The sequence below is a fragment of the Priestia sp. 10L35 genome, from assembly GCF_056395685.1.
The window spans coordinates 15,653-26,921 of sequence record NZ_JBFTKA010000007.1; the positions used below are offsets into that span (position 1 = coordinate 15,653).

An 11,269-nucleotide genomic window follows, 5' to 3' on the forward strand; every position below is an offset into this window, starting at 1 on the left:
TATGATGGTAAATTCCGCGACGATTCCTCGTATTCCTTTAGATAAATGGGCAAACTCATTTGTTGATTACATGATTGATAGTTTTTCAGGTGTATTTACTGGAATCAACCAAATAATGACCAGCCTAATAAGCAGTCTCGAATGGGTATTGACCGCTTCTCCTCCGCTAGTAACGGTCATTGTTTTTGTTCTATTAGCGCTATGGTTAACAGATTGGAAGATAGCTGTATTTACGTGTTTTGGTTTACTTCTTATTATTAGCTTGAATTTATGGGAAGCATCGATGCTGACCTTATCTCTCGTTTTAGCTTCTACTATTATCTCACTTCTATTTGGCGTTCCTTTAGGCATATTATCACACCGCTTTAACAAAGTTGGAGCAGTAATAAAGCCCATTCTTGATATTATGCAAACAATGCCTGCTTTTGTTTACTTAATTCCGTCCGTACTTTTATTTGGATTAGGGAATGTTACAGCTCTTATTGCTACTTTTATTTTCGCAATGCCGCCTGCCGTTCGTCTGACGCTGCTTGGACTTCAGCAAGTTCCCCAAACCACTTTAGAAGCAGCAGAAGCTTTTGGAGCGACGGAATGGCAAAAATTAATTAAAGTCCAGCTGCCGCTCGCTTTGCCTATGATTATGTCGGGTGTAAACCAGGTAATTATGCTATCTCTTTCGATGGTTGTTATTTCTTCAATGGTCGGTGCAGGGGGCTTGGGTGCTGAGGTATTAAGAAGCATCAGTATGTTGGATGTAGGCTTAGGATTTATCGGCGGGATTGCAGTTGTCATTATTGCCGTTATTTTAGATCGTCTGACGCACCTTTCTGCTCAAAAAAGAAAAGGTATTCAATCAAGTAAATAAAATGAATAAAGGTGGGAGTATATGAAACAATCAAAAAAATTTTCTTTAATTATGCTAACAATCGTCATTATGCTGCTTGTCTCCGCATGTGGCAATAGCAATACGGCAAGCAGCACGACGACTAAAAAAGAAATTACAATTGGATACATACCATGGGACGAAGCCGTAGCTGTTACGTTTCTATGGAAGGAATTATTAGAGGAAAAAGGTTATAAAGTTAAAGCAGTTCAAAGCGACGTAGCTCCGCTTTTCTCAGGAGTTGCTCAAGGAAACATTGATTTATTTTTGGATGTATGGATGCCGACCACCCATAGTTCTTATATGAAAAGATTTGGAAAACAAGTTGACGTGCTCGGTACTTGGTATGATCAAGCAGATAGCGGATTGGCCGTTCCCGACTACGTAGACGCGCAGTCACTAGCTGATTTAAAAAATAAGAAAGATGAGTTTAACGGAAAGATTATTAGTATTGAACCAGGATCTGGAATAAACGGTCTTACTAAAGATCATGCGATGCCAAGCTATGGGTTAAAAGACTGGAATTTAGTAGAAAGCAGCACAGCCGCCATGTTATCGGAATTAGATAAAGCCATTGCTAATAAAGAACCCATTGTTGTTACGTTATGGCGCCCGCACTGGGCTTTTGAAAAGTATAATCTCAGATACTTAAAAGATCCCAAAAATACGATGAATCCAACTGGACCTGAAAAAATACAGTCGATTAGCAAAAAGGCATTTAAAGAAGATTATCCAGAAGTAGCAAAGTGGCTGAAAGATTTTTCTATTAGTGCCGATCAACTAGCATCTTTAGAATCAGAAATTAACAGTGCAAAAGACGAAACAAAAGGTGTGAAAAACTGGATTTCTAAAAATAAAAAAGTGACGGAAAGCTGGGCAAAATAATAGAAGGAAAAGAAAAGGCTGTCTCATAAGTGAAGCTATTAACTTAGAGACGGTTTTTTTGTGGGAGAACTTTTTATCTGCAGCTTTTCTAACGGAGTAAGGTCGGTAAAAGTTCAATAAATGAAAGTTTTTTAACCTGATATGTAAATTGAAAAAATATATTTAAATTAAAAAAAGTAGCATTGCTTTCTACTATCCAAGTACAATTTAAATAATGAATGCTTTACGTTTCGCATGTAAGTATTTATTTATACCTATGTTGGCATAATTTATGTGATTCCCCAAAGCATAAATTACTTTTCATTACCTTATTGTGTACAAAAATAGTGTAAGATAGGCTCATGCTTTTAACAGCATGGGCCTATTTTTATAGACAGCTTGAAAATAGATATTTCCAAACTGGAAAATTAATCTTTCCCTCTTGTACAATAAATATTCTTCTGTACAAAAATAGAGTGTATAATAGGAATGTTGAATTGATAGAAAAAAGAGAGAAGCCCTATCAAGCAAAGGAAGATGGAGTGGAGAGTGTGTACTGAAAGTAAAATTGTCCAGCGGCAAAAATAAACATGTTTTTCGAATGCTTCTAGAAGAATATCTAGAATGAAAGTAGGAACATTATGGAAAAGAAAATGAGGTTTGGCATCAAATCCAAAATTATTATTGGATATTTAATTGTTATTGTCTGTTTATTTATTGCATTTATTGTTTTAAACAGTCAAATTTCATCTTTGCAAAAAGAACGAAATTTTATCATTGATCATGATATTGAAGTGCATGATCTGACCAATCGAATTGAAAAACACCTGCTCGATATGGAAACCGGACAAAGAGGCTATATTATTACAGGAGAAGCGAGTTACTTAGAACCTTATAACAGCGCAGCATCAAGTTGGGAAAAAGATTATAATGCACTGTATCAGCTTCTAAATAATAATCCAAATCAGCAGGAGAAACTGGAGAAGATTAAAGGAAGCATTCAAGACTGGATTGAAGCCGCTGGTGAACCGACCATTGCATTAAAAAAAGAAAATAATACAAAAGAGCTTCAGCAGTTTTTTGAGAAAGATCCTGGGCGCCAGTATATGGATGATATACGCAGCCAGTTTACTTCTTTTAGAAATGTAGAGAAAAAATCGACTGAAACAAGAGCAACAGAGTTAGACGAGAAAAATCAAAAAATTAAAATTGGACTTTACGGTTTGCTGTTATTTGTTACGCTTATTTCACTTGCTATCGCTATTGTTTTATCCAATTCCATTGTGAATACGATTAAAGAAGTTACGCAAACGATCAAACGAATTACGGCTTCAAAAGGCGAGTTAAAAGGAAGAATTAAAGTTCGATCTAATGATGAAATTAAAGATTTAGGGATAGCCACGAACGCGTTGTTAGAAAATATTGAAGAGCGAAACTGGCTGCAAACGAACATTGCTCATGCTGTAACGATGTACCAAGGCATAGCATCTGTAGACAAGCTTGCGGAAAAATTTCTCTTTACGGTTTCAGAAATGACAGGAGCTTCTTTCGGAGCATTTTATGTTCGAGAGGAAAATGATAAAGGAGATCTATTCGTCAAACAAGCTGCTTTTGCAGATAGAAAAGGCGACGTGGGAAGAGAGAGCTTTTTGATAGGCGAAGGGCTCATTGGACAAGCTGCTTTAGAAAAAAGAACTCTTGTCATAAACGATGTACCTGACACGTACCAGCTCATTGCTTCAGGATTAGGAGACGTAAAACCTAAGAGTATTTTTATTGTACCCGTCTTGTTTGAAGATGAAGTAATTGCAGTTATCGAGCTGGCATCGCTGCACGAATTTACAGTTTTAGAGCAAGAACTTATTAGTCAAGTGATTGAAACGTTTGGTCTCACTATCAATGGTGTAATCAGACGTATGGAAATTGCCCGTCTATTAAAAGAATCTCAGGCGATGACAGAAGAGCTCCAGGCTCAGTCTGAAGAACTTCAAACACAGTCAGAAGAACTGCAAATGCAGTCTGAAGAGCTGCGTATGATTAATGAGCAGCTAGAAGAAAGAACAAAAGATGCAGAAGAAAAATCGTTTGAATTAGAGGCTGCAAAAGAAGATTTAGAAGAAAAAGCGCATCAGCTGGAATTGAATTCTCAATACAAATCCGAATTCCTTGCTAATATGTCGCACGAGCTTCGAACACCGCTTAACAGCATTCTTATTCTGTCTGAAATGCTTGAGGAAAACGCGGCTAAAACGCTATCTGAAGATGAAGAAGAATATGCTCGTATTATTCATTCTTCAGGAAAAGACTTGTTGGCATTAATCAACGACATCTTGGATTTATCAAAAGTAGAGTCTGGAAAACTAGATGTCTTGCTTGCTGAGATGAATATGAGTGAGCTTCCAGATCAAATTGAACGTAATTTTGGCCACGTTGCTGAACAGAAAAAAGTACAATTAAAAATTAATAAAGCACAAGATGTACCGGACATCATTCACACAGATGAAAAGAGATTCCAGCAAATTGTGAAAAATCTTTTATCAAATGCATTTAAATTTACGGAATCGGGATCTGTCACAGTATCCATTCAACGAGTAGCTGACCATCGTCTTACAACAGCTATGCGTACAGTGGATACGGATTGCTGGCTAGAAATAGCTGTAGCTGATACGGGAATTGGTATACCAAAAGAAAAGCATCAGCTTATCTTTGAAGCGTTTCAGCAGGCGGATGGAGCTACGGTTCGCAAGTACGGAGGAACGGGACTTGGCTTATCTATTTGCAGTGAGTTTGCAAAATTATTGGGCGGCTGGATTTCCCTAAGCAGTGAAGTAGGAAAAGGAAGTACGTTTACACTCTATCTTCCTAGTCTCTCTAACGGTCTTGTTGACTATGAAAAAGTAAATTTTGCATATGAAGAAGTAGCAGTATCTGTAGAAGAAGCTGAACCTGAAGCAGAAATAACTGAAATTGACCATCCTGTACAACCAGTTGAACCTTCATTGCAAGATGATGAAAATGTGTTTCAGGATAAGCGAGTGCTCATCGTAGATGATGACCAGCGCAACATCTTTGCCTTAAAAACTGCGCTAGCTAAACAAGGTATGACCATTATGACAGCTCATAACGGAATAGAGTGTCTTGAAATGATGAAGAATAGTGAACCATTTGATCTCATTTTAATGGATATTATGATGCCGCAAATGGACGGATATGAAGCGATGCAGAAAATTAGAGGAGAGCTAAAGCTTGTTGATTTGCCTATTATTGCATTAACCGCTAAAGCGATGAAAAATGATCGTGAAAAATGCTTGGAAGCTGGAGCATCAGATTATATCAGCAAACCTTTAGATTTAAATCAGCTGTTCTCCGTTATGCGTGTATGGCTAGTAAATTAAGCGGGGTATGAAACATAAATGGATATGAAGCACCTAGATTTAAGTGAAGACTTAGTTATGAATAAAAAAACAGATTTGGAGATTGATTTACTGCTGACGGCTATTTATCGATTAACAGGATTCGATTTCAGACAGTACGCTAAATCTTCTATCTGTCGCCGGGTCTATAATCGAATGAAAATTGAACGTATTCCAACTGTGTCTCGATTGCTAGAAAAAGCGATTCACGAAGAAGAATTTATGAATCAGCTTTTAAATGATTTTTCGATAAATGTGACAGAAATGTTTCGCGATCCAAGCTTTTTTAAAGCATTTCGCACAAAAGTGATTCCGGTATTAAAGGATTATCCGGAAATTCGCATTTGGCACGCTGGCTGTGCAACGGGCGAAGAGGTATTTTCTATGGCGATTCTTTTAGAAGAAGAAGGGTTAATGGATAAAACGGTCATTTACGCAACCGATATGAACGAAGATGTATTAGAAAAAGCAAAACAAGGTGCCTTTTCTTTACGTAAAATGAAGTCATATACAAAAAATTATATTCAAGCCGGTGGAAAGAACGCCTTCTCAGAATATTATCAGACGGATCATCACTATGCATATTTTCATCCGTCGCTGTTAAAAAATATTATCTTTGCTCAGCATAATTTAGTCACGGATCAGTCATTTAATGAATTTCACGTCATCATTTGCCGAAACGTCCTTATTTATTTTACAGCTCAGCTGCAAAATCAAGTGTATAATTTATTTTCAGAAAGCCTTTGTGCAAAAGGATTTCTTGGGCTTGGTGATAAAGAAACGCTTCGCTTTGCTGAAGGAGCAGCTTCTTATATCGAGTTTGCAGGGAACGAGCGCATTTATCAAAAGCAATAAAAAAAGACCTCATTTATGAGGTCTTTTTTTATTGTGCTTGTGCTTGAATCATAAGCACGCACATATCATCAGGCTGATTTAACTTTTGTTCTTCTGAAAAAATTTCATTCATAAATGTCTGCGGATTTGTCCATTTTTGTTCAGTAAGCTTTTGAAGACGAAGGGCAGATTCATTTTCGCAAGGGCCCATTGATTCAAGAGCTCCGTCTGTAAATAGCAAAATTTGCACATCGTTCTCAAAGCTGACAACAGATTTCTGAACGTCCATTTCTTCAAAAAACCCTACAGGGCAGCTTCCTCGTTGAAGAGGAACAAGCGTATGTTCATCCACTAACATATAACCTTCTGGATGCCCGGCATTCACATATTCTACTGTCTTAGCTTCCGTATCAATCACTAAATAAATAGCAGTGAAATAGTAAGGGATTTCATCTTTTTCGCTGTGCAATAATTCCATGTAGCGATTCAACTCTGTAATAACCTGCTCAGGGTCTACGAGAGACTTGATAGCTTCTCTGAGCACAGACGAAATAAACATACAAACAAGCGAGGCAGAGATGCCGTGCCCCATCATATCAAAAAGGATAATTCCGTACCGGTGCTCGTCAATTTTGTGCCAATAGTACATATCACCCGCTAATTTAAAAGAAGGATAATATGAAACTTCCATTTGAATATCTTTCTCTCGTAGAGGGGGACTGAGTAAGTTTTGCTGTACGTGCGTAGCTAAATCTAACTCAGTTTGAATTTTCTTTTCATGTTCCGTGTGCCAGTCAATTTCTGCCTTAAGGCGTAAAGCTACCCGCATACGAGCCAGCAGTTCCACTTTATTGATCGGCTTTGTGACGTAATCTGTTCCACCGGCGTCTAGAGCTTCTACTAATTTGCTGCTGTCTTCTAGAGCTGTGACAAAGATAATTGGAATATGTTTTAAGCGTTCTACCTGTTGAATTCGCCTGCAGGCTTCGATTCCATCAATTTCGGGCATCATAATATCAAGTAAAATCAAATCGACCGAATTCGTTTTTGAGTTCTCATCGTCCAGGTTAAGATAGTCGAAAAGGGCATGGGCAGACGTAAGAGACACACAGTTATCGTAGCCAGCGCCTTTTAAAATTTTTTCAATCACAAATAGATTGACTTGATTGTCATCTACTAGAAGAATGGTCATGCTTTATTTCCCCTTATTATGTTTGAAGACTAATGATTGAATATGTAGTTTTCAAGCATTTTTATACTTTTTCTGTTTTTCTATTTATCTATTATACAGAAAAGACAGCGTTTAGGGTATTTTTTAAGATTATTCTTTTCTATTAAAAAAGTCATTCGTCCCCAGAAAAGGAGACAAATGACTTTTTATAGCAATTTGTATAACGCAAATATCCCGAAAGTCAGTACAACCGCTCCCGAAATACGATTTACCCAGATTAAGCTGTTATTCGTAAACTTCGAACGGGCAAGACTAATAGCAAAACTGAGCGAAAGCCACCAGCAGGCCGATCCTAAAAATACGCCTGCAACCATTGTCAAAGCAGAAGCAGCATCAAATGCTGATTTACTAATGCCTACACCAGAAAATACGCCAATAAAAAATAAGATCGTCATTGGATTCGTACCCGTTAAAAAAAGAACGGATGTATAAGAACGAAGCAAACCTTCTCCTTTAGCAGCGGCAGCGTGCTCTGCAGGTCGAGAACGAAAAGTTTGTACACCTAAATAACATAAAAATAATCCCCCAATCAGCTGAAGCCAAATCTTTTGGGTTAGTAAAAAGGTTGTAATGAACGTTAGGCCAAACGCAGCGATGCATCCATAAAGAGCATCTGCTGTAGCTGCTCCCAGACCAGATACAAATCCGTGTAATCGCCCTTTAGATAACGTGCGATTAATACATAAAATACCAATGGGACCGACGGGTGCAGCAACGGAAAAGCCGATCACTAACCCCTTTAGAAAATAAAATAAGTTCATCTTTTAAGTAGCTCCTAAGAAGTTTTTCTTTAGTATAGTACAAAAGCAATCGTGAATGAAGCCAATTTTGAGAAAGTTATTAACACATATTTTTAGTCTGTTCGGGTACATCATAATGATGTTATAAAAAACATCACTAGCAAATTTATTTTAATCATTAAAAAGTTCAAAAACTAAATTATTTTACACAGAAAATTAAATGTAGTAAAATGATTCACTGTTACATATATAGAAAGATCTACCACTAAAAAGTAGTCATTCGTAATGAGATGAAGAGAGGTTAGTCATCATGAGTAATCTGTTTGCAAAAAAAGATGTTAACAAGCTGTTAGAGGAAAATGCGGCAAAAGAATCAACTAAGACACTAGGGTTATTTGATGTGATTTTGATGGGAGTAGGAGCAACTATTGGGACAGGAGTTCTGGTTATAGCAGGGTTAGTTGCCGCGAGGGATGCAGGGCCCTCGGTCTCCATTTCCTTTGTTATTTCTGCAGTAGCCTGTATTCTTGTTGCGCTGTGTTATGCAGAATTTGGTTCAGCTATTCCAAGTTCAGGAGGCGCATATACATACATATATGTTTCACTAGGAAAATTTGTAGCGCATTTGATAGGGTGGTCCATCGTGGGATGCTATACGGTATCTTTAGCTTCCGTAGCGGGCGGATGGTCATCTTATGTGAATAATGTGCTTACTGAATTTGGTATTAGACTTCCTGAATCGTTCACGGCCATACCAAGCGGTGGAGGTATTATTAATCTTCCTGCGGTATTTATTGTGCTGTGCATGTCGTTTTTATTAACAAGAGGGGTAAAAGAAAGTAAAAAAATAAATAACTTAATGGTTTTAATCAAGATAGGTATTGTTCTTTTATTTGTAGCCGTCGGCGTCTTTTTTATTCATACAAATAACTGGCACCCATTTACTCCTTTTGGTGTGAAAGGAATCTTTGCAGGCGCAGCTTCCGTCTTTTTTGCTTATAACGGATTTGATGCCATTTCTACTTCGGCAGAAGAAGTGAAAAATCCGCAAAGAAACTTGCCGCTAGGCATTTTGATTGCACTAAGTGTTTGTGCAGTCATTTACGTAGTAATTGCATTAGTATTAACAGGAATGGTTTCTTATAAAGAGCTAAACGTAGGTGATGCGTTGTCATATGCGCTCAATAGCGTAGGACAAGAATGGGCAGCGCTCATTGTATCTATAGGAGCGGTTATTGGTATTATGGCCGTCGTATTTGCTTATTTGTTTGTCGTGCCTCGCATACTGATGTCAATGAGCCATGATGGATTATTGCCGTCTCTTTTTGCGAAAGTAAACCGAAAAAACAGCGAACCTGTCATATCCACATGGCTTGTGGGCGCGTTAGGCGCTGTTGTAGCTGGTTTTGTTGATTTAAAACAGCTGGCAGATTTAGCGAATATGCTAGCGATTGTCACGTTTGCTGCCGTTTCATTTTCGATTTTGGTTCTGCGAAAAACTCAGCCTAACCTAAAGCGCGGTTTCAAAGTACCTTTTGTACCATTTATTCCGATTATTGCTATTCTTTGCTGTATCTTTCTCATGTTCAACTTATCAATGAAAACGTGGATGTATTCAATCGGCTGGATGCTGATTGGCGTCTTTATTTACGTTGGATACGGTAGAAATAAAAAGAGCGTTTAGCAAAAAAAGACTCTAAGCGAACAAGCTGGAGTCTTTTTTGTGTATATATTTATCTTGAAAGTGAGCTATGAACATAACGTAAAAATTAAAAATTTATTTGAGACATATGTCCTTTTTATTTTAGGAAATGTTATTGTTTAATAAAAGAAACCGTTATGATGGAGAGGAAAACATGAGGGAAATTACAAGTGAGAAACAGCTGATGGAGTATATAAATACTTATAAATTAGAGTCGGTTTTCAAAAAAGAGTTACTACCGCATTTGTCACTGTATGATGTCGACGCAGGGGAACGTCTTTGTTCTCAAGGAGATGCGTCCCACTGTTTGTACATATTGATGAAAGGCAAGGTTAAAGTTTATACCATATCGCCCGAAGGCAAGACGCTTGTTCTTTCTTTTAAACAGCCCCTGGAAGTAATAGGTGATATTGAGTACGTACAAGATGTTGATATTATGAATACGGTTGAAGCCGTTTCACCTTTAGTTGTTATTGGTATACCATACAAACGATTAAAACAGCATGCGAGCAAGGATCCACAGCTGCTGACGTTTTTATTGGAAATGCTCACAAAAAAGTTTTGCGCAAAATCGAACTCGCTAAGCTTTAATTTAATGTACCCAGTTGAAGTGCGGCTGGCTAGTTACTTACTCTCTATTTTTTGTGAAGAATCGCATTTGGTTATGAATCAAAAAACAGAAAGCTTAAAAGATATAGCTAATTTAATCGGAACGACTTACCGGCATTTAAATCGTGTTCTTCAGAAATTTGTAGCGCAAGGAGTTATTGAAAAAAAGAAAGGCTCCATTATTCTCAAAGATAAGGAAAAACTGAGCTGTCTAGCAAACGACAATATATACGAATAGAAAAAGCAATAGATTAGTTGAAGGGGAGAGAGAAGAATGAAAACATACCGAACGCTGCTATTTGACATTGATAATACGCTTTTGGATTTTAACGCAGCCGAAGAGCAGGCTTTACAGCTTCTTTTTGCTAACCACGATATTCCGCTGACTGAGGAAAGCAAAAAACGTTATAGTTTGATCAACCAGGGATTATGGACAGCTTTTGAAGAAAATAAAATAAGCCGTGAGCAAGTTGTAAATACCCGCTTTTCTACTCTATGTAAAGAATATGGAATAGAAAAAGACGGAAAGCTACTTGAAACAGAGTACCGAACATATTTGAACAATGGCCATCAGCTCATTGACGGAGCGTTTGAGGTAATTAAAAACCTGAGCTGTCACTATGAGTTATATGTTGTTACAAATGGCGTATCGGCTACGCAATATAAGCGCCTTCAGGACTCAGGTCTATATCCTTATTTTAAAGAAGTATTTGTTTCAGAAGGTACGGGCTTTCAAAAGCCTATGAAGGAATATTTTGATTATGTTTTTTCACGTATAACAGAGTTGTCCGTACATGAAACATTAATTATTGGAGATTCTTTGAGTGCAGACATTCAAGGCGGGCAGCTGGCGGGTATTGACACGTGCTGGCTTAATCCTCAGAAAAAAAAGAATGATACAAATTGGAATTCAACCTATGAAATAGGAAGACTTCTAGAGCTTTATGACCTGCTGAACGTAAATAATGAAGTAGCTTCGGTACAAGTGTAAAA

Annotated in this window: 9 protein-coding genes; 7 read left to right on the top strand and 2 right to left on the bottom strand. The window is 37.6% G+C overall.

Features of this window, described 5'->3' with window-relative positions; translation table 11 throughout:
* The first annotated feature begins 1 nt into the window (after position 1).
* The 4 genes from AC1DEF_RS22280 to AC1DEF_RS22295 all read left to right on the top strand — a co-directional run bounded on the left by AC1DEF_RS22280 (position 2) and on the right by AC1DEF_RS22295 (position 6,015).
* A complete protein-coding gene (locus AC1DEF_RS22280; protein WP_097823873.1) occupies positions 2-865 on the top strand; it encodes an ABC transporter permease in 864 nt (287 codons plus the stop codon).
* A 21-nt stretch (positions 866-886) separates the two neighbouring features.
* Positions 887-1,768 (top strand): glycine betaine ABC transporter substrate-binding protein, encoded by an 882-nt coding sequence (locus tag AC1DEF_RS22285; RefSeq protein ID WP_427076677.1) that lies wholly within the window; start codon positions 887-889, stop codon positions 1,766-1,768.
* Between the two features lie 620 nt (positions 1,769-2,388).
* Positions 2,389-5,142, top strand: coding sequence for a CHASE3 domain-containing protein (locus tag AC1DEF_RS22290; protein WP_097823870.1), 2,754 nt, complete (start codon positions 2,389-2,391; stop codon positions 5,140-5,142).
* Positions 5,143-5,160: 18 nt separating this feature from the next.
* On the top strand, positions 5,161-6,015 hold the full coding sequence (locus AC1DEF_RS22295) for a CheR family methyltransferase (protein WP_013056253.1): 855 nt from the start codon (positions 5,161-5,163) through the stop codon (positions 6,013-6,015).
* A gap of 28 nt (positions 6,016-6,043) precedes the next feature.
* Here the strand turns inward: AC1DEF_RS22295 and AC1DEF_RS22300 are convergent, their stop codons facing one another.
* Entirely contained in the window at positions 6,044-7,186 is a 1,143-nt protein-coding gene (locus AC1DEF_RS22300; RefSeq protein ID WP_028408099.1) for a SpoIIE family protein phosphatase, read from the bottom strand.
* A gap of 185 nt (positions 7,187-7,371) precedes the next feature.
* Positions 7,372-7,986, bottom strand: coding sequence for a LysE family translocator (locus tag AC1DEF_RS22305; protein WP_477727545.1), 615 nt, complete (start codon positions 7,984-7,986; stop codon positions 7,372-7,374).
* A gap of 289 nt (positions 7,987-8,275) precedes the next feature.
* Here AC1DEF_RS22305 and AC1DEF_RS22310 point away from each other — a divergent pair, with 289 nt between their 5' ends.
* The 3 genes from AC1DEF_RS22310 to AC1DEF_RS22320 all read left to right on the top strand — a co-directional run bounded on the left by AC1DEF_RS22310 (position 8,276) and on the right by AC1DEF_RS22320 (position 11,267).
* Positions 8,276-9,649, top strand: coding sequence for an amino acid permease (locus AC1DEF_RS22310; protein WP_043979177.1), 1,374 nt, complete (start codon positions 8,276-8,278; stop codon positions 9,647-9,649).
* A gap of 172 nt (positions 9,650-9,821) precedes the next feature.
* Positions 9,822-10,514 (top strand): Crp/Fnr family transcriptional regulator, encoded by a 693-nt coding sequence (locus AC1DEF_RS22315; protein WP_097824372.1) that lies wholly within the window; start codon positions 9,822-9,824, stop codon positions 10,512-10,514.
* 36 nt (positions 10,515-10,550) lie between these two features.
* Positions 10,551-11,267 (top strand): YjjG family noncanonical pyrimidine nucleotidase, encoded by a 717-nt coding sequence (locus tag AC1DEF_RS22320; RefSeq protein WP_477727546.1) that lies wholly within the window; start codon positions 10,551-10,553, stop codon positions 11,265-11,267.
* Positions 11,268-11,269: the final 2 nt, after the last annotated feature.